Annotated in this window: 14 protein-coding genes; 7 read left to right on the top strand and 7 right to left on the bottom strand. The window is 62.2% G+C overall.

Translation table 11 applies throughout. The annotated features are described in order from the left end of the window. Positions 1 to 135 precede the first annotated feature (135 nt). Complete coding sequence (locus TU79_RS19630; protein ID WP_057009556.1) at positions 136 to 2,064, top strand: transglycosylase SLT domain-containing protein; 1,929 nt, start codon at positions 136 to 138, stop codon at positions 2,062 to 2,064. A gap of 85 nt (positions 2,065 to 2,149) precedes the next feature. Here TU79_RS19630 and TU79_RS19625 read toward each other — a convergent pair whose 3' ends face one another. Then, complete coding sequence (locus TU79_RS19625) at positions 2,150 to 3,907, bottom strand: ABC transporter transmembrane domain-containing protein (RefSeq protein WP_057009555.1); 1,758 nt, start codon at positions 3,905 to 3,907, stop codon at positions 2,150 to 2,152. A 243-nt stretch (positions 3,908 to 4,150) separates the two neighbouring features. Here TU79_RS19625 and TU79_RS26350 point away from each other — a divergent pair, with 243 nt between their 5' ends. Then, positions 4,151 to 4,318 carry a PA1571 family protein gene (locus TU79_RS26350; RefSeq protein ID WP_003234031.1) on the top strand — a complete coding sequence of 56 codons (168 nt, stop codon included), beginning with the start codon at positions 4,151 to 4,153 and terminating at the stop codon, positions 4,316 to 4,318. 57 nt (positions 4,319 to 4,375) lie between these two features. Here the strand turns inward: TU79_RS26350 and pdxB are convergent, their stop codons facing one another. Beyond that, on the bottom strand, positions 4,376 to 5,518 hold the full coding sequence (gene pdxB / locus TU79_RS19615) for a 4-phosphoerythronate dehydrogenase PdxB (protein WP_057009554.1): 1,143 nt from the start codon (positions 5,516 to 5,518) through the stop codon (positions 4,376 to 4,378). 183 nt (positions 5,519 to 5,701) lie between these two features. Between pdxB and TU79_RS19610 the strand changes: the two genes are divergently transcribed. Next, positions 5,702 to 7,096, top strand: a complete 1,395-nt coding sequence (locus TU79_RS19610) for an MATE family efflux transporter (protein WP_057009553.1) — start codon at positions 5,702 to 5,704, stop codon at positions 7,094 to 7,096. Here the strand turns inward: TU79_RS19610 and tusA are convergent. Next, positions 7,093 to 7,335, bottom strand: a complete 243-nt coding sequence (gene tusA, locus TU79_RS19605; RefSeq protein WP_057009552.1) for a sulfurtransferase TusA — start codon at positions 7,333 to 7,335, stop codon at positions 7,093 to 7,095. The two genes, TU79_RS19610 and tusA, sit on opposite strands and share 4 nt — an antisense overlap. Positions 7,336 to 7,460: 125 nt before the next feature. After that, the gene (gene rlmM, locus TU79_RS19600) at positions 7,461 to 8,537 is read right to left on the bottom strand and encodes a 23S rRNA (cytidine(2498)-2'-O)-methyltransferase RlmM (RefSeq protein WP_057009551.1); all 1,077 of its coding nucleotides are present in this window, start codon (positions 8,535 to 8,537) and stop codon (positions 7,461 to 7,463) included. 189 nt (positions 8,538 to 8,726) lie between these two features. Between rlmM and acnA the strand changes: the two genes are divergently transcribed. Next, a complete protein-coding gene (gene acnA / locus TU79_RS19595) occupies positions 8,727 to 11,468 on the top strand; it encodes an aconitate hydratase AcnA (protein WP_057009550.1) in 2,742 nt (913 codons plus the stop codon). A 481-nt stretch (positions 11,469 to 11,949) separates the two neighbouring features. On the opposite strand, the gene TU79_RS19590 is transcribed toward acnA, so the two are convergent. Together TU79_RS19590 and cysK are read right to left on the bottom strand one after the other, a co-directional pair. Further along, positions 11,950 to 12,888, bottom strand: coding sequence for an aspartyl/asparaginyl beta-hydroxylase domain-containing protein (locus TU79_RS19590; protein ID WP_057009549.1), 939 nt, complete (start codon positions 12,886 to 12,888; stop codon positions 11,950 to 11,952). A gap of 144 nt (positions 12,889 to 13,032) precedes the next feature. Beyond that, a complete protein-coding gene (cysK, locus tag TU79_RS19585; RefSeq protein WP_057009548.1) occupies positions 13,033 to 14,007 on the bottom strand; it encodes a cysteine synthase A in 975 nt (324 codons plus the stop codon). Positions 14,008 to 14,131: 124 nt separating this feature from the next. On the opposite strand from cysK, the gene TU79_RS19580 reads away from it, so the two are divergent. The 3 genes from TU79_RS19580 (at position 14,132) to TU79_RS19570 (ending at position 17,385) form a co-directional block, all read left to right on the top strand. Next, a complete protein-coding gene (locus tag TU79_RS19580; protein WP_057009547.1) occupies positions 14,132 to 15,208 on the top strand; it encodes a DUF748 domain-containing protein in 1,077 nt (358 codons plus the stop codon). Between the two features lie 153 nt (positions 15,209 to 15,361). Next, complete coding sequence (locus TU79_RS19575) at positions 15,362 to 16,207, top strand: AAA family ATPase (protein WP_057009546.1); 846 nt, start codon at positions 15,362 to 15,364, stop codon at positions 16,205 to 16,207. Beyond that, positions 16,207 to 17,385, top strand: coding sequence for a vWA domain-containing protein (locus TU79_RS19570; RefSeq protein ID WP_057009545.1), 1,179 nt, complete (start codon positions 16,207 to 16,209; stop codon positions 17,383 to 17,385). Before TU79_RS19575 ends, TU79_RS19570 begins: the two co-directional genes overlap by 1 nt. Before the next feature lie 289 nt (positions 17,386 to 17,674). On the opposite strand, the gene TU79_RS19565 is transcribed toward TU79_RS19570, so the two are convergent. After that, on the bottom strand, positions 17,675 to 18,217 hold the full coding sequence (locus TU79_RS19565; protein WP_057009544.1) for a DUF2937 family protein: 543 nt from the start codon (positions 18,215 to 18,217) through the stop codon (positions 17,675 to 17,677). Positions 18,218 to 18,219: the final 2 nt, after the last annotated feature.

Genomic DNA, 18,219 nt, shown 5'->3' with positions numbered 1-18,219 from the left:
TCTGTAGGACATTTCCGTCGAACTTGAACGAACCTCCCGGCAAAGCTTTCGCCGGTCGCTGGCAAAAGGCTAAGCTAGGGGCAATCAGTGTCGGCGGTGCCGGTGCTAGTCGTGATTTCTCTGCACGGACGTCTCATGCGCAGTCGCCTTTTCAACTTTTTATCCTGTCTGCTTCTTTCCGCCACCGCCGCCCAATCCGCCCAGGCCGTGGACCTCACCACCCAACGTCAATACTACGATGAAGCCAAACGCGCGCTGGCCAAGGGCGATACCGGCCCGTACATGCAATACAGCCAGGCGCTGGCCGACTATCCGCTGACGCCCTACCTGGCCTATGACGAACTGACCGCGCGCCTTAAAAGCGCGAGCAACGAGGAAATCGAGCAGTTCCTCGCCAAAAATGGTGACCTGCCCCAGGCCAACTGGATGAAACTGCGCTGGTTGCGCTGGCTCGCCGAGCGTGGCGACTGGCAGACCTTTGAAAAGTACTACGACACCAAGCTCAATTTCGTTGAGCTGGACTGCCTGCACGGCCAATACCAGCTCACCCACAACCTGAAGGCTGAAGGCTACAAGACCGCCGAAAAGCTGTGGATGACCGGCAAAACCCAACCCGCCGCCTGTGATGTCACCTTCGGCCAGTGGGCGGCTGCCGGGCAGCTCACCGAACAGAAAATCTGGGACCGCACCAAGCTCGCCGCCGAGGCGCGCAACTACGCGCTGGCCAATAGCCTGGTGAAAACCCTGCCCACCCTCGGCGCCCAAGGCCGCTTGATGGTGGATGTGGCGCAAAAACCCGACATGCTCAGCGACCCGTCACGCTTCCTGCCGGCCAACGAGGCGATGTCCGATGCCGTGGGCCTGGGCCTGCGTCGTTTGGCACGTCAGGACCCGGACAAGGCCATGGCCCTGCTCGACGGCTACGCCAGCAGCATGCACTTTTCCCGTGACGAAAAAGTGTCGATCGCCCGCGAAATCGGCCTGACCCTGGCCCGCCGCTATGACCCGCGCGCCCTCGACGTGATGACCCAGTACGACCCCGAACTGCGCGACAACACGGTGTCCGAATGGCGCCTGCGCCTGCTGCTGCGCCTGGCACGCTGGGAAGAGGCCTACCAGCTCACCCGCAAACTGCCACAGGACCTGGCCACCACTAACCGTTGGCGCTACTGGCAGGCTCGCAGTCTGGAACTGGCCGAGCCGAAAAATCCGCAAGCCATGGTGCTGTACAAAAACGTCGCCAAGGAACGGGATTTCTACGGCTTCCTCGCCGCCGACCGTTCCAAGTCGCCGTACCAGCTCACCAACAAACCGCTGGTAATGAGCCAGGCGCTGATGAACAAGGTGCGCAATACACCGGGCGTGCGCCGCGCAATGGAGTTCTATGCGCGGGGCCAGATCGTCGACGGGCGTCGCGAGTGGTATCACGTCAGCCGTCACTTCAACCGCGATGAAATGGTCGCCCAGGCCAGGCTGGCCTACGACATGAAGTGGTACTTCCCGGCGATCCGCACCATCAGCCAGGCGCAGTACTGGGACGACCTGGATATCCGCTTCCCCATGGCCCACCGCGACACCCTGGTGCGCGAAGCCAAGGTGCGTGGCTTGCATTCGAGCTGGGTGTTCGCCATCACCCGCCAGGAAAGCGCGTTCATGGACGATGCGCGTTCAGGCGTCGGCGCCAGCGGCCTGATGCAACTGATGCCGGGCACCGCCAAGGAGACCGCGCGCAAATTCAGCATCCCCCTGGCCTCACCGGCCCAGGTGCTGGACCCGGACAAGAACATCCAGCTCGGCGCCGCCTACCTGAGCCAGGTGCACAGCCAGTTCAACGGCAACCGCGTGCTCGCCTCCGCCGCCTACAACGCCGGCCCCGGCCGCGTACGCCAGTGGCTGCGCGGTGCCGACCACCTGAGTTTCGACGTGTGGGTGGAAAGCATCCCGTTCGACGAAACCCGTCAGTATGTGCAGAACGTGCTGTCTTATTCGGTGATCTACGGACAGAAGCTCAATTCGCCACAGCCACTCGTGGATTGGCATGAGCGCTATTTCGACGATCAGTAATAGCCAAATGTGAAAGTGGGCTTGTTATGGCTGCCTGAAGCTTGGGCTCCCACATTGGATTTTCCGTGTATCCACAAGCGTGGCACTACGTGTCCGCGCTGAACTGCAACGCCGCCAACCGCGCATACAGCGCATTGCTCGCAATCAGCTGCTGGTGCGTGCCCACCGCCACCAGCCTGCCCTGGTCCATCACCGCAATCCGGTCCGCATTCTTTACCGTCGCCAGCCGATGCGCGATCACCAGGGTGGTGCGCCCGTGCATCAGTTGCGGCAGTGCCTGCTGGATCAAGTGTTCGCTCTGGGCGTCGAGGGCGCTGGTGGCTTCGTCCAGCAGCAGGATCGGTGCATCCACCAACAGCGCGCGGGCGATGGCCAGGCGTTGGCGCTGGCCACCGGACAGGCCCAAGCCGCTTTCGCCCAGGTGCGTCTGGTAGCCGTCGGGCATTTGCAGGATGAAGTCATGGGCATGGGCGATACGCGCCGCGGCTTCAACCTGTTCACGGGTAGCGGACGGATTGCCGTAGCGGATGTTGTCTTCGACGCTGCCGAAAAACAGCGCCGGGTTCTGTGAGACAAGCGCGAAGTGGCGGCGCAGGTCCAGGGGGTCGAGGTCGGTCAGCGCGTGGCCTTCAAGCGAAATGCGACCGTGCTGTGGGTCGTAGAAACGCAGCAGCAGGTCGAACAGCGTCGACTTGCCCGCGCCGGAGGGGCCGACCAGTGCCAGGGTTTCGCCGGGATTGATGGTCAGACTCAAGCCGTCGATGGCGTAAGTGTCCGGGCGCGACGGGTAGGCAAAGCGCAGGTCCTGCAGGTCCATGCGCCCGCTGACACGCTGCGGCAAGCGCACCGCGCCCTGCACCGGGGCTTTAATCTCGTTGCTCGACTGCAACAACTCACCGATGCGCTCGGCCGCACCGGCGGCGCGCTGCAACTCACCGAGCACCTCGCTCAGGGTGCCGACGGCGCTGCCGACGATCAGGCTGTAAAACACAAACGCCGCCAGCTCGCCCCCGGAAATCCGCCCGTTGATCACGTCCATGCCGCCCACCCACAGCATCACGCCCACGGCGCCGAGCACCAGCATGATCACCAGGGTAATCAGCCAGGCACGCTGGGCGATGCGCTTGCGCGCAGTCGCAAAAGCCTCTTCCACGGTCACGGCGAAGCGCTGCTCGTCCTGCACCTGGTGGTTGTAGGCCTGCACCGTCTTGATCTGGCCGAGGGTCTCGGACACGTAGCTGCCCACATCGGCAATGCGGTCCTGGCTCTGGCGCGAGAGGCTGCGCACCCGCCGCCCGAAAATCAGGATCGGCGCCAGCACCAGCGGCAGCGCCACCACCACGATGCTGGTGAGCTTGGGGTTGGTGACAAACAGCAGCACGATGCCGCCGATGACCATCAGCGCATTGCGCAAAAACAGCGAGAGCGACGAGCCGATCACCGATTGCAGCAACGTGGTGTCGGTGGTCAGGCGCGACTGGATTTCCGAGCTGCGGTTGTTCTCATAGAAGCCCGGGTGCAGGTAGATCAGGTGGTTGAACACCTGCCGGCGAATGTCCGCCACCACCCGCTCGCCGATCCACGACACCAGGTAGAACCGCGCAAACGTGCCCACCGCCAGGCCCAGCACCAGCAGCATGAACAGGCCGATGGACTGATTGAGCAGGTGCGGGGACTGGGTCATGAAGCCTTGGTCCACCAGCAGCCGAATGCCCTGCCCCATGGACAAGGTGATGCCGGCGGTAACGATCAGCGCCAGCAAGGCTCCGAGCGCCTGCCAGCGATAGGGCGCGATAAAGCGACTGGCCAGGCGAATCGCGCGGCGTTGACGGACTGAGAACATGAGGGCATTACCGATGGGGAACCTGTACTCAACATTGGGGGAACTTGGGCGAATAACAATGAGTCAGGTTAATTATGCCCAGCGACCCGGACTCCTGGAGGCTATCGATCTAACGCGCGACTGGAAATCCATGGCGGTTTCTGGTGCACTTGTCGTTCGAACCGGTGAGCGTGCAGGGAGTTGTCACAGCGCGGTCACGCGGGGGTTTTAGAATAGGGACACAACCTGATGAGGAGACAGGCCATGACCTTGCAAAACAGCAGCGATGCCAAGATTGAAGTGATCCGCCAACCGCAGCAGTTGCCTTGCTCGTATATCGACGCCAAGGGCCGCGAAGTACAGATTACCGAAGAGATGATCCAGCAAGCCTGCAGCGAACTGGAGCAGCGACTGGTCAAGCCTGCCCAATAAGGCGAGCGCCAGCGCTTTCTTAAACCCGGCCTTGATGGCCGGGTTTTTTATGGGCGCTTAAACGACCTCGGCGCCCAACGCGCGCGCAATGTTCGACAGCACCGGCGACTCGCCATTGATCCGCACCTTCAAGCCATCGATTTCGCGGCGCTCGGGGTAATGCTTGCGCAGCAGGTCGAAGGCCTTGCGCTGCTCCTGCACGGTTCCCACCAGGCTACGGCGGAAATCCGCATCATCGCGCCGCGGGTCGTACACGCTGCGACACAGCGTGGCCAGTGCCCAGGCCGGGTCGGTGGATGCATGCAACTGCACCTCGGCCAGCCAAGGCGGCGGCAGCAGGTCACTCAGGGCAATGCCGGGCGCCTGGCCAAGGTACGCGCACAACGCCTGATAGATCTGCGCCGTGCCGCGCTGCTTGCCGTCCAGGCTGTAGCCGGCGATATGCGGCGTGGCCAGCACACAGAGGTCGGCCAGGTCGACGTCCACTTCCGGTTCGCCCTCCCACACATCCAGCACCGCTTGCAGGTCTTCGCGTTCCAGCAGCACTTCGCGCAGGGCGGCGTTATGCACCACCGGGCCGCGGCTGGCATTGATCAGCCAGGTGCCGGGTTTTAGCCGCCGCAGACGTTCATGATCGAACAGGCGCCAGGTGGCGCCATTGCCGGACTTGATCAGCGGCGTGTGCAGGCTGATCACATCGCACTGCTCGATGATCTGGTCCAGGCTCACGTAGTCTGCGTCTTCGGCGATCTGCCGTGGCGGGTCGCACACCAGCACCTTCCAGCCCAGGCCCTTGAGCACCTTGAGCAACCGGCCGCCCACTTCACCGGCACCGACGATGCCATAGGTGCGCTGGGCGGGGTCGGCGCCTTCGATTTCCGCCAGGGTGTGCAGACTGCCGAGCACGTAGTCCACCACCCCGCGCGCGTTGCAACCGGGGGCGCTGGACCAGTGAATGCCGGCCTGCTGGAAGTAATCGAGGTCCAGGTGATCGGTGCCGATGGTGCAGGTGCCGACGAACTTGACGCTGCTGCCCTCGAGCAAGGCCCGATTGACGTTGGTCACCGAGCGCACCAGCAGCACGTCGGCCTGCTCGACGGTGGCGCGGTCGATGGCGCGACCGGGCACACGGCGAATCTCACCGAAGCCTTGGAAGAATTCATCGAGCAGCGGAATATTCTCGTCGGCAACAATCAGCATGGCGGGGCTCCTTTGGCGGAACGGCAGTGTACAGCCTTGCGACCTGACTCACACTGAAGAACCCTGTGCGAGGCGGTGCCTGGGGACCGTTTACAAATGCGCAACACAGGTTTTTTCCTGACCATTGCGTCAACGCGTAGAATCCGCGGTCCTTGCGCTTTGCCTTTGATTGGACATCTGTACGTGAACACTGCCACCGCCCCCCTCACCCGCCCCGCCCGCATCCGCCGGGAAGTGCGCGACCTGATGACGCTTGCCCTGCCGATCATGATCGGTCAACTGGCCACCACCGCGATGAGCTTCGTCGATGCGGTGATGGCCGGGCGGGTCAGCCCTCAGGACCTGGCGGCAGTGGGCCTGGGCAACTCGATCTGGATCCCGGTGTACCTGCTGATGACCGGCACCCTGCTGGCCACCACACCGAAAGTCGCGCAACGCTACGGCGCGGGCCGGTTCAGCGAGATCGGGCCGCTGGTGCGTCAGGCATTGTGGCTGGCCGTGGTGGTCGGTCTGTGCGGCGCGCTGTTGCTGCTGTGCGCCGAGCCGGTGCTGCAGGCGATGAAGGTCGAGCCCGACCTGATCGCGCCGTCCATGGGCTACCTGCAGGGCATCGCCGCCGGCATGCCGGCGATTGCGCTGTATTACGTGCTGCGCTGTTTCAGCGACGGCCTGGGCCGCACGCGGCCGAGCATGGTGATGGGCCTGTGCGGCCTGGCGTTGAACATTCCGCTGAACTACATCTTCATTTACGGCCACTTCGGCGTGCCGGCCATGGGCGGCGTGGGCTGTGGTTGGGCCACGGCGATTGCGATGTGGGCGATGATGCTCGGCCTCGCCGGCTGGACCCGCTGGGGCCCGGCTTACCAGAGCAGCGAACTGTTCAAGCGTTTCGACTGGCCGCAATGGGCGGTGATCAAGCGCGTGCTGGGCATTGGCCTGCCGATTGGCGTGGCGATCTTTGCCGAGTCGAGCATTTTTGCGGTGATCGCCCTGCTGCTCGGCAGCCTCGGCGCCACCGTGGTGTCAGGCCATCAGATCGCACTAAATGTCAGCTCGCTGGTGTTCATGATTCCCTATTCCCTGAGCATGGCCGTGACCGTGCGCGTCGGCCAGGCCCTGGGCCGTGGCGAACCCCGTGAGGCGCGCTTTGCCGCCGGGGTCGGCATGGGCACGGCGCTGGCCTATGCCTGCCTGTCCTGCAGCCTGATGCTGTTGTTTCGCGAGCAGATCGCGGCGATCTACACGCCGGACCCGGTGGTGATCCACCTCGCCTCCACGCTGATCGTGTTTTCCGCGCTGTTCCAGTTTTCGGACTCGATCCAGGTCACCGCCGCTGGCGCGCTGCGCGGTTACCAGGACACCCGGGTGACCATGGTGCTGACCTTGTTCGCCTATTGGGGCGTGGGCCTGCCGGTGGGCTACGCCCTGGGGCTCACCGACTGGCTGGGCGCAGCCAGCGGGCCGAGCGGCTTGTGGCAAGGCCTGATCGTCGGTTTGAGTTGCGCGGCAGGCATGTTGCTGGTGCGCCTGGCGCGCAGTGCACGCCGGCGTATTCACGCAGGCAAGGCGCGGGTTTAATCGACTTTCTTGCGAATCCAGTACAGGTAGGTGCCGCCCTCTTCTTTCTGTTCAACCAGTTCGTGGTCCAGGAACACACAGAACTTGGGAATATCGCGACGGGTGGAAGGGTCGGTCGCGATCACCTTGAGCAGGCCGCCAGGCGCCAGGTCCCGGATGTGCTGATGCAGCATCATCACCGGCTCCGGGCAGTTGAGGCCGGTGGCGTCGAGGGTGCCGTCAATGGGTAATTCACTCATACATCACTCCTGAAACACACCCGCTCCAGTGTGGGGGCGGGCTTGCCCGCGATGACGGGGGCACATTCAACATAATTTCGACCGTTATACCGCTATCGCGGGCAAGCCCGCTCCCACAGGGGCGGTCAGTGTCTCTTGGGTTTCTTCGCAGGCTCAAGCCGACGCAGGTGGCAGGTCACCTCCTCCCGGTCGTGATACAGCTGCTTGCAGCCAATCTCCACACGAATACCGCGCGCCTTGAAGCCCTCTTCGATCCGTTCCAGCAGGCGTTTGACCTCGGCGTAACGCTGCTTCATCGGCAACTTCAGGTTCACCACCGCCTCGCGGCAATGGCCCTCGCCGATCCACGTTTCCAGCAGCGCGGCATTGCGCGCCGGTTTCTCGACGATGTCACACACCATCCAGTCCACCGGCTGTTTTGGCACGAAGGTGAAACCGTCGGCCATCAAGTGCTGCACCAGGCCGGTGTCCATCAGGCTTTCGGCCATGGGGCCATTGTCGATGGCGGTCACCAGCATGCCCCGGTTGACCAGTTGCCAGGTCCAGCCGCCGGGTGCGGCACCGAGGTCGACGCCGGTCATGTCGCCGTGCAGGCGCTCGTCCCACTGGTCGCGGGGGATGAAGTGGTGCCAGGCCTCTTCCAGCTTCAGCGTCGAACGGCTGGGCGCGTCACGCGGGAACTTAAGGCGGGGGATGCCCATCGGCCACATCGCCGAGTTGTTCGACTCGGCCAGGCCCATGAACACTTCGCGGCCACTTTTGAAGGTCAGCAGCAGGCGCGGCTTGCTCGGGTCGTCCACCAGCTTGCCGGCATTGAGCAAGGCCTTGCGCAGGTGCACTTCGAATTTCTTGCAGAAGTTCGACAGTTCCTTGCCGTCGTTGGTGTCAACCATCTCCAGCCACAGGCTGCCGCACACCGGGAATGGATGCAGGTGCGCGAGGATCACGCTGATGCGGTCGGTTTCCGGCAGGTCGATGAACACCCCGCGCGCCCACTGCCGGGGGAAGATCAATTCGGCGAAGCGCTGGCCGTGCATCAGGCGCTGGGCGCCATCTTCCTCGGTGCAGACGAATTCGGCGCAGGCGCTGCCGGTCTTGGCCTTGGCGTAACCGGAAACGTTAAGGCGCGCGGCGTGCTCGGCGATCTCGGAGCAGACTTCGCCCTCGAAACCCGGACGGCAGTGCATAAAAAGGGTGTTCATTGAATCTCCTGGCACCGGCTTGCTGTCGTGCAAGGCCTGTCATGAAAACGCGCGCATGATAGCCGAGTTCGGAACCTTGGACTTCACCCGGCAGTCCAGTTATTAGCCTGCTACTCAAAACAGGGCTAAGTTAAACGCTCTGTTCGTCCCGCCAGGTCCGTAGCCGTGCGGACCATAAGGAGTCGTGTCATGTCATCCCTTGATAGCCTGAGAACCCTTAAGACCCTGGAAATCGACAACAAGACCTACCACTATTTCAGCCTGCCCGAGGCCGCCAAGACACTGGGCGACCTGGACAAGCTGCCGATGTCGCTCAAAGTGCTGCTGGAAAACCTGCTGCGCTGGGAAGACAACAAGACCGTCACCGGCGCCGACCTCAAGGCCATCGCCGCCTGGCTCAAAGAGCGCCAGTCCGACCGCGAGATCCAGTACCGCCCCGCCCGCGTCCTGATGCAGGACTTTACCGGCGTGCCCGCCGTGGTCGACCTCGCCGCCATGCGCGCCGCCGTGGCCAAGGCCGGTGGCGACCCGCAGCGCATCAACCCGCTGTCCCCCGTGGACCTGGTCATTGACCACTCGGTGATGGTCGACAAGTTCGGTAACGCCGACGCCTTCGAGCAGAACGTCGACATCGAGATGCAACGCAACGGCGAACGCTACGCCTTCCTGCGCTGGGGCCAGAGCGCCTTCGACAACTTCAGCGTGGTGCCACCGGGCACCGGCATCTGCCACCAGGTCAACCTCGAATACCTGGGCCGCACCGTGTGGACCAAGGACGAAGACGGCCGCACCTACGCCTTTCCCGACACGCTGGTGGGCACCGACTCCCACACCACCATGATCAACGGCCTGGGCGTGCTCGGCTGGGGCGTCGGCGGTATCGAAGCGGAAGCGGCGATGCTTGGCCAGCCGGTGTCGATGCTGATCCCGGAAGTGATCGGCTTCAAGCTCACCGGCAAATTGAAAGAAGGCATCACCGCCACCGACCTGGTGCTGACGGTCACGCAGATGCTGCGCAAAAAAGGCGTGGTGGGTAAATTCGTCGAATTCTACGGCGATGGCCTGGCTGACCTGCCGCTGGCCGACCGCGCCACCATCGCCAACATGGCCCCGGAATACGGCGCCACCTGCGGGTTTTTCCCGGTGGACGACGTGACGCTGGACTACCTGCGCCTGTCCGGTCGCCCCAGCGAAACCGTGAAACTGGTGGAGGCCTACACCAAGGCCCAGGGCCTGTGGCGCAACGCGGGGCAAGAGCCGGTGTTCACCGACAGCCTGGCGCTGGACATGGGCAGCGTCGAAGCCAGCCTGGCCGGTCCCAAGCGCCCGCAGGACCGCGTGGCACTGCCGAATGTGGGCCAGGCGTTCAGTGATTTTCTCGACCTGCAATTCAAACCGACCAACAAGGAAGAAGGCCGCCTTGAAAGCGAAGGCGGCGGTGGCGTGGCCGTGGGCAATGCAGACCTGGTAGGCGAAGCCGACTACGAATACGAAGGCAATACCTATCGCCTGAAAAACGGCGCGGTGGTGATCGCCGCCATCACATCCTGCACCAACACCTCCAACCCCAGCGTCATGATGGCCGCCGGGCTGGTGGCGAAAAAAGCCGTGGAAAAGGGCCTGACCCGCAAGCCGTGGGTCAAGACCTCCCTGGCGCCGGGTTCCAAGGTGGTCACCGACTATTACCACGCCGCAGGCCTTACTCAATACCTGGATAAACTCGGTTTCGACCTGGTGGGCTACGGCTGCACCACCTGCATCGGCAACTCCGGGCCGCTGCCCGAGCCGATTGAAAAAGCCATCCAGACCGCCGACCTCGCCGTGGCCTCGGTGCTGTCCGGCAATCGAAACTTCGAGGGCCGCGTGCACCCGCTGGTGAAAACCAACTGGCTGGCCTCGCCGCCCCTGGTGGTGGCCTATGCGCTGGCCGGCACCGTACGTATCGATATCAGCAGCGAGCCGCTGGGTCACGATAAGGACGGCAATCCGGTGTATCTCAAAGATATCTGGCCGAGCAGCAAAGAGATCGCCGACGCCGTCGCGCAAGTCACCACGGGCATGTTCCACAAGGAATATGCCGAAGTGTTCGCCGGTGACGAGCAATGGCAGGCAATCGAAGTGCCCCAGGCCGCTACCTACGTGTGGCAGCAGGACTCCACCTATATTCAGCACCCGCCGTTCTTTGACGATATTGCAGGCCCCCTGCCGGTGATCAAGGACGTCACGGGCGCCAACGTGCTGGCGCTGCTGGGCGACTCGGTGACCACCGACCACATCTCCCCCGCCGGCAACATCAAGGTCGACAGCCCTGCCGGGCGCTACCTGCAAGAACAAGGCGTTCAACCGCGCGACTTCAACTCCTACGGCTCACGCCGGGGCAACCATGAAGTGATGATGCGCGGCACCTTCGCCAATATCCGCATCCGCAATGAAATGCTCGGCGGCGAGGAAGGCGGCAATACGCTGTACATCCCCACCGGCGAGCGCATGGCGATTTACGACGCCGCGATGAAATACCAGGCCTCAGGCACGCCGCTGGTAGTAATCGCCGGCCAGGAATACGGAACCGGCTCCAGCCGCGACTGGGCGGCCAAGGGCACCAACCTGCTGGGGGTCAAGGCAGTCATTGCCGAAAGCTTCGAACGGATTCACCGCTCCAATCTGGTGGGCATGGGCGTGTTGCCGTTGCAGTTCAAGCTGGATCAGAACCGCAAATCGCTCAAACTCACCGGCAAGGAGAACATCGACATCCTCGGCCTCACCAACGTGGAGATCGTGCCGCGCATGAACCTGACGCTGGTGATTACGCGGGAGGATGGCAGCAGCGAGAAAGTGGAAGTGCTGTGCCGGATCGATACGCTCAATGAAGTGGAATACTTCAAGGCCGGTGGCATCCTGCACTACGTGCTGCGCCAGTTGATCGCCTCATAAGCAACACTGGAAATGCAAAGGTGGGAGGGGGCTTGCTCCCGATGAGGGTGGATCAGTCAGCTTATCTGTAGCTGACCCACTGCCATCGGGAGCAAGCCCCCTCCCACACTTGATCTCCATTTGTCTGATAGATATCACACCGCTTTGGCTTTGCTTTGGCTTTTGATCTTAGGCGCCCCGTCAACCACGCTGGCCGAACGCAGGCTTGAATCCGTGGGTAACCCGGCAGGACGCCGGGTTAGCCGCGCTGGGCCAAGGATGGCCCATCGCGGCGGCCCACGGATTCAAGCCTGCGTTCGGGCACACCGAGCCTTAGCGAGGTGCCGAGTGGTGGGGCAAGAGCCCTTTTGGTTACTTTTGGGGCTCTTTTCCAAAAGTGACCCGCCGTAAGGGCGGAACCATACGTAGCCGTTACCGCAGCAACGAATATGTACACCAACACCAGCAGAAAACCCTCCCCCAGTTCTAACCCTATCCCAAATCAGCCAAACAACCACTTCCACAACAACACCAACACCACCACCGCCAACACCGGCCGCGCAATCCGGTAAGCCAGGGGATACTTGCGTTTGAACTGTTTAACCCGACCGCTGAACCTGTCGCTGAACGTCTTGCTCCACGCATACGCCTGATTAATCCCCCCCACCCGCTCATCATCCAGATTCTGCGGCGCAGTCGCACGCCCCAGCTGCTTGCTGACCCAACGGTTGAGACGGGTCATCAGGCGGTTGCTCAGCGGACGTTCAATGTCGCAGAACAGAATCACCCGAGTCTGCTCGGTTTCGTTCTTCACCCAGTGCACATAGGTTTCGTCGAACATCACGTCTTCCCCATCGCGCCAGGCGTAGACCTGGCCGTCGACAAAGATGCGGCAGTCATCGGAATTGGGCGTGGACAACCCCAGGTGATAACGCAAGGACCCGGCAAACGGATCGCGGTGCGGGTTGAGGTGGCTGCCACCCGGCAACAGCGCGAACATCGCGCCCTTGACGTTGGGGATGCTGCTCACCAGCGCCACGGTCTTCGGGCACAGGGCCTCGGCCGACGGCAGCGGTTTGTCGTACCACTTGAGGTAGAAACGCTTCCAGCCCTTCTTGAAGAACGAACCGAAGCCGGCGTCGTTGTTCTTTTCGGCGGCGCGGATATAGCCCTCGTCGAACAGGTGCATGGCCTCTTCGCGGATCACTTCCCAGTTGTCCTTGAGCACGTCCAGCTCCGGGAACTTGCTGCGGTCCAGGTAAGGTTTGGACGGTACCGCGGAGAACAGGTACATCAAGGCGTTATATGGGGCAAACAGCGCCGAATGATTGACGAACTGGCGCAACATCGGCAAACGGGCCTTGCCGCGCAGGTGCACATACAGCGTACTGCCGATAAACAGCAGCAACACCGACAGTTTGGCGGCCAAAGAAAAGGTCATGCAGCAACTCCTGAAAATAAGCGCCTGGCCAACAGCAGACGTAGCAGCCGGCCATGATAAACAGTTGGGCCAGTATGCAGAAGGCCCCGCCTGACCAGCTGACACAAATCAAACCCGGCGATCAGCCGGCGGTTGTGGTGAGCATCACGCCTGGTTTTCCTGATCGGTGAACAAATCGCTGAACAACATGCTCGACAGGTAACGCTCACCGGAGTCCGGCAGGATCACCACGATGGTCTTGCCCTGCATCTCCGGTTTCTCGGCCAGACGCACGGCCACGGCCATCGCCGCGCCGCAGGAGATACCGCAGAGAATGCCTTCCTCCTGCATCAGGCGTCGGGCCATGGCCTTGGACTCGTCGTCGGTCACCAGTTCCACGCGGTCGACCATCGACAGGTCGAGGTTTTTGGGCACGAAACCGGCGCCGATCCCCTGGATCTTGTGCGGGCTCGGCTTGATCTCTTCACCGGCCAGCGCCTGGGTGATCACCGGCGACGCCATCGGTTCGACCGCCACCGACAGGATCGGCTTGCCCGCGGTGTGCTTGATGTAGCGCGACACACCCGTGAGGGTGCCGCCGGTGCCCACGCCCGCCACCAGCACGTCCACCGCGCCGTCGGTGTCGTTCCAGATTTCCGGGCCGGTGGTTTTTTCGTGAATGGCAGGGTTGGCCGGGTTTTCGAACTGGGCCGGCATGAAGTAGGTGGCGGGGTCGCCGGCGACGATTTCAGCGGCCTTGTCGATGGCGCCTTTCATGCCTTTGGCCGGTTCGGTCAGCACCAGTTCGGCGCCCAGGGCCTTGAGCACCTTGCGCCGCTCGATGCTCATGGACGCCGGCATGGTCAGCAGCAGTTTGTAGCCACGGGCAGCAGCGACAAAGGCCAGACCAATACCGGTGTTGCCGGAGGTGGGTTCGACAAGGGTCATGCCCGGCTTGAGTTTGCCGCTGCCCTCGGCGTCCCAGATCATGTTGGCGCCAATGCGACATTTCACCGAATAGCCCGGGTTACGCCCCTCGATCTTCGCCAGAATGGTCACGCCGCGCGGCGCAATGCGGTTGATCTGAACAAGAGGCGTGTTACCGATGGAGTGCGCGTTGTCTGCAAAAATGCGGCTCATGACGGGTCCCTGGGGCAATGTGAACAAGGCCACAAGGGTATGCCTCAGGCTTTGAGGCGTCCAGTCGGCGGAACGTTGCGCCTGCTGCGGCAGTCCACACCCTATCTGCACGGAGGAGCCTTTCATGAAACGTCGCTACAGCTGGCCACTTTGGACCGTCGCCGCACTGGTGGTTTTCCTGGTGGCACTGAACATCGCCCTGCCCTATCTGGTGCGCAACTACCTGAACGAAAAGCTCGCCAACATGGGCGATTACCGTGGCGAGATTGCCGACGTGGACCTCGCCCTGTGGCGCGGCGCCTACCGGATCAACGGCCTGCAGATCGTCAAGGTGGACGGCAAGGTGCCGGTGCCCTTCGTCAAGGCGCCGCTGATCGAGTTCGCGGTGAGCTGGCATTCGCTGTGGTACGACCATGCGGTGGTCGCCGAGGGGCATTTTGTGCGTCCGGAAATCAACTTCGTCGACGGTGGCGCCAACAAGGCCGCGTCCCAGACCGGTAAAGGCACCGACTGGCAGGAACAACTGAGCAAGCTGCTGCCGATCACCCTCAACGAAATGCGCATCGAAGACGGCAAGATCGCGTTCCACAACTTCACCTCCAAGCCCCAAGTCAATATCAACGCCACCGGGGTCAACGCCAGTTTCTACAACCTGACCAACGTGGTGGACGTGGAAGGCAAGCGCGACGCACGCTTTGAAGGCAAGGCGCTGCTGCAAGGCCAGGCACCTCTGGAAGCCAACGCCACCTTTGACCCGCTGAGTGATTTCGAAGAGTTCGAGTTCCGCTTCCGTGCCCGCGACCTGCAACTGACGCGCATGAATGACTTCGCCTCCGCCTATGGCAAGTTCGATTTCAAGGCCGGCACCGGTGACGTAGTAATCGAAGCCCAGGCCGAGAAAGGCCAGCTGCGCGGCTATATAAAGCCGCTGCTGCGCGATGTGGAAGTGTTCGACTGGCAGCAGGATGTCGAAAACAAGGACAAGAATATCTTCCGTTCGATCTGGGAAGCCGTGGTCGGCGCCAGCGAGACGGTGCTCAAGAACCAGCGTAAAAACCAGTTCGCCACCCGCGTGGAATTGAGCGGCAGTGTGCATCAGCAGAATGTCAGCGCGTTTGGCGCGGTCATCGCGATCCTGCGCAACGGCTTCATCCAGGCCTTCAATGCCCGTTACGAACAACCCAAGCCGAGCGCCGATTAAAACTGTGGGAAGGGGCTTGCTCCCTCCCACATTGATTGCATTGGCCGGGAATGAACGTGACCGGCCATTCAGAGACTGAATAACCCGTCTGCGTTCACAGTCGCCGGGGCCGCGCGGTATAGTCCGGGCATTGATGAATCCGAGGACACACCGATGAAGTTCGAAGGCACCCAGGCCTATGTGGCTACCGATGACCTGAAACTGGCCGTCAACGCCGCCATCACCCTGGAGCGTCCGCTGCTGGTCAAGGGCGAACCGGGCACCGGCAAGACCATGCTCGCCGAACAACTGGCCGAGTCGTTCGGCGCCCGGCTGATCACCTGGCACATCAAGTCCACCACCAAAGCCCACCAGGGCCTGTACGAGTACGACGCGGTCAGCCGCCTGCGCGACTCGCAACTGGGCGTGGACAAGGTGCACGACGTACGCAACTACCTGAAGAAGGGCAAGTTGTGGGAGGCCTTCGAGGCCGAAGAGCGGGTGATTCTGCTGATCGACGAAATCGACAAGGCCGATATCGAATTCCCCAACGACCTGTTGCAGGAACTCGACAAGATGGAGTTCTACGTCTACGAAATCGACGAGACCATCAAGGCGAAGAAACGCCCGATCATCATCATTACTTCCAACAACGAAAAAGAGCTGCCGGACGCGTTCCTGCGCCGCTGCTTCTTCCACTACATCGCCTTCCCCGACCGCACCACCCTGCAGAAAATCGTCGATGTGCACTACCCCGACATCAAGAAGGACCTGGTCAGCGAAGCGCTGGACGTGTTCTTCGACGTGCGCAAAGTGCCGGGGCTGAAGAAAAAGCCTTCCACCTCCGAACTGGTCGACTGGCTCAAGCTGCTGATGGCCGACAACATCGGCGAAGCGGTGCTGCGCGAGCGTGATCCGACCAAGGCGATTCCGCCGCTGGCCGGCGCGCTGGTCAAGAACGAGCAGGATGTGCAGTTGCTGGAACGGCTGGCGTTCATGAGCCGTCGCGGTCATCGCTGATGCTGCTCAACCTGTTCAATGAAATGCGCGCCGCCAAGGTGCCGGTGTCGGTGCGCGAACTGCTTGACCTGATCAACGCGCTCAAACAGCGCGTCACCTTCGCCGATATGGACGAGTTCTACTACCTGGCGCGGGCGATTCTGGTCAAGGACGAGCGGCATTTCGACAAGTTCGACCGCGCCTTCGGGGCCTACTTCAACGGCCTGGAAAAACTCGACGATCACCTGCAGGCGCTCATCCCCGAGGACTGGCTGCGCAAGGAGTTCGAACGCTCGCTGAGCGATGAGGAGCGCGCACAGATCCAGTCCCTCGGCGGCCTCGACAAGCTGATCGAGGAATTCAAAAAACGTCTGGAAGAACAGAAGGAACGCCACGCCGGCGGCAACAAGTGGATCGGCACCGGCGGCACCAGCCCGTTCGGTTCCGGCGGCTACAACCCGGAAGGCATACGCGTGGGCGATGCCGGCGAGCGCAAGGGCAAGGCCGTGAAGGTGTGGGACCAGCGCGAGTACAAGAACCTCGACGATCAGGTCGAGCTGGGCACGCGCAACATCAAGGTTGCCCTGCGCCGCCTGCGTAAATTCGCGCGCCAGGGTGCGGCCGAAGAGCTGGACATCGACGGCACCATCGACCACACCGCACGCGACGCCGGCCTGCTGAATATCCAGATGCGCCCGGAACGGCGCAACACCATCAAGCTGTTGCTGCTGTTCGATATCGGCGGCTCGATGGACGCCCATGTGAAGATCTGCGAAGAGCTGTTCTCCGCATGCAAGACCGAGTTCAAACACCTGGAGTACTTCTACTTCCACAACTTCGTGTACGAGTCGGTGTGGAAGAACAACCAGCGCCGCACCTCGGAGCGCACCTCAACCCAGGACCTGCTGCACAAGTACGGCGCCGATTACAAAGTGATCTTTATCGGCGATGCGTCGATGGCGCCCTATGAAATCACCCAGGCCGGCGGCAGCGTCGAACACTGGAACGAGGAGCCGGGCTATGTGTGGATGCAGCGCTTCATGGCCAAGTACAAGAAGCTGATCTGGATCAACCCGTACCCGAAGGACACCTGGGGCTATACGGCGTCGACGGGAATTGTGCGCGAGTTGGTGGAAGATCAGATGTACCCGCTGACGTTGCGCGGGCTGGAAGAAGGCATGCGCTTTCTATCCAAATAACGGTGGGAGTCCCCACTGCCTCTTCGACGTAGCGCTGTCGCGCAGCAAACTGGAGCCTCTGTGGCGAGCGGGCTTGCCCCGCGTTGAGGGGCGCAGCGCCCCCAATAAAGGAAAACGCGGTGTACCTGACCCTGCGCGGAGCACGGCTTTGGGGCTGCTGCGCAGCCCAACGCAGGACAAGCCTGCTCGCCACAGGAAACTGGCTGCCTGAAATTTCAGGTTTTAAATCAAAAAGTTATTTTGTGTTTGATAAGAGGGGGCTGGCTCCCACAGTGGACCGAGCCGCTATTTAAAGGCCTTTGAGGTCACGCTCTTCAATCGGACGGCTCTGGCGCAGACGCTTGCCGCCCAACACCACCCAGTCGATCAGGCGGAACAGACACTCGATGCCGAACGACAACAGCATCGCCCCACCCAACCCCCAGCCCATCGCTTCGGGGGTCAGCAGGATCTGGTAACTGTAGCCATTCCAGGTCTCCCGGCGAATGTCCGGGTCGGCGGCCACCGCCACCTGCAGGGCGCGGATATACCAGGGACCTTGCATGGCCTGGAACTGCTTGTCCAACGCAAGCTGGCGGTCAAGCATGGCCCCCAGGCTGTTGGCGTCGCTCTGGAACACCGGGTCATCACTGGCGCGGTAATGGGCCACCAGCGCCTGCAAGTCGCCCTTGAAAAACTGCTGCGCGGTGGTCTCGAACCCGCGCAGGCCGGTCTGGGCCTCGATCAGGTGGGCTTCGACGCGCTTGGCATAGTCGTTGATGAATCCCGGCACTTGCACGCCGACCAACAGGCCAATGGCAAACAGCACCAACCGCAGATAGCTGAGCAACATGG

The sequence above is a fragment of the Pseudomonas trivialis genome (genome assembly GCF_001439805.1).
GTDB lineage: Bacteria > Pseudomonadota > Gammaproteobacteria > Pseudomonadales > Pseudomonadaceae > Aquipseudomonas > Aquipseudomonas trivialis.
Note: the sequence above shows the minus strand (reverse complement) of the source record. Positions and strands in the feature narration are given on the sequence as shown.

Bases quoted from the DNA above. Each gene is read 5' to 3' on its own strand.
- TU79_RS19590 (WP_057009549.1), bottom strand. From the start codon at position 12,888: ATGACCTTTTCTTTGGCCGCCAAACTGTCGGTGTTGCTGCTGTTTATC.
- TU79_RS19630 (WP_057009556.1), top strand. From the start codon at position 136: ATGCGCAGTCGCCTTTTCAACTTTTTATCCTGTCTGCTTCTTTCCGCC.
- tusA (WP_057009552.1), bottom strand. From the start codon at position 7,335: ATGAGTGAATTACCCATTGACGGCACCCTCGACGCCACCGGCCTCAAC.
- TU79_RS19625 (WP_057009555.1), bottom strand. From the start codon at position 3,907: ATGTTCTCAGTCCGTCAACGCCGCGCGATTCGCCTGGCCAGTCGCTTT.
- rlmM (WP_057009551.1), bottom strand. From the start codon at position 8,537: ATGAACACCCTTTTTATGCACTGCCGTCCGGGTTTCGAGGGCGAAGTC.
- TU79_RS19570 (WP_057009545.1), top strand. From the start codon at position 16,207: ATGCTGCTCAACCTGTTCAATGAAATGCGCGCCGCCAAGGTGCCGGTG.
- cysK (WP_057009548.1), bottom strand. From the start codon at position 14,007: ATGAGCCGCATTTTTGCAGACAACGCGCACTCCATCGGTAACACGCCT.
- pdxB (WP_057009554.1), bottom strand. From the start codon at position 5,518: ATGCTGATTGTTGCCGACGAGAATATTCCGCTGCTCGATGAATTCTTC.
- acnA (WP_057009550.1), top strand. From the start codon at position 8,727: ATGTCATCCCTTGATAGCCTGAGAACCCTTAAGACCCTGGAAATCGAC.
- TU79_RS26350 (WP_003234031.1), top strand. From the start codon at position 4,151: ATGACCTTGCAAAACAGCAGCGATGCCAAGATTGAAGTGATCCGCCAA.
- TU79_RS19565 (WP_057009544.1), bottom strand. From the start codon at position 18,217: ATGTTGCTCAGCTATCTGCGGTTGGTGCTGTTTGCCATTGGCCTGTTG.
- TU79_RS19580 (WP_057009547.1), top strand. From the start codon at position 14,132: ATGAAACGTCGCTACAGCTGGCCACTTTGGACCGTCGCCGCACTGGTG.
- TU79_RS19575 (WP_057009546.1), top strand. From the start codon at position 15,362: ATGAAGTTCGAAGGCACCCAGGCCTATGTGGCTACCGATGACCTGAAA.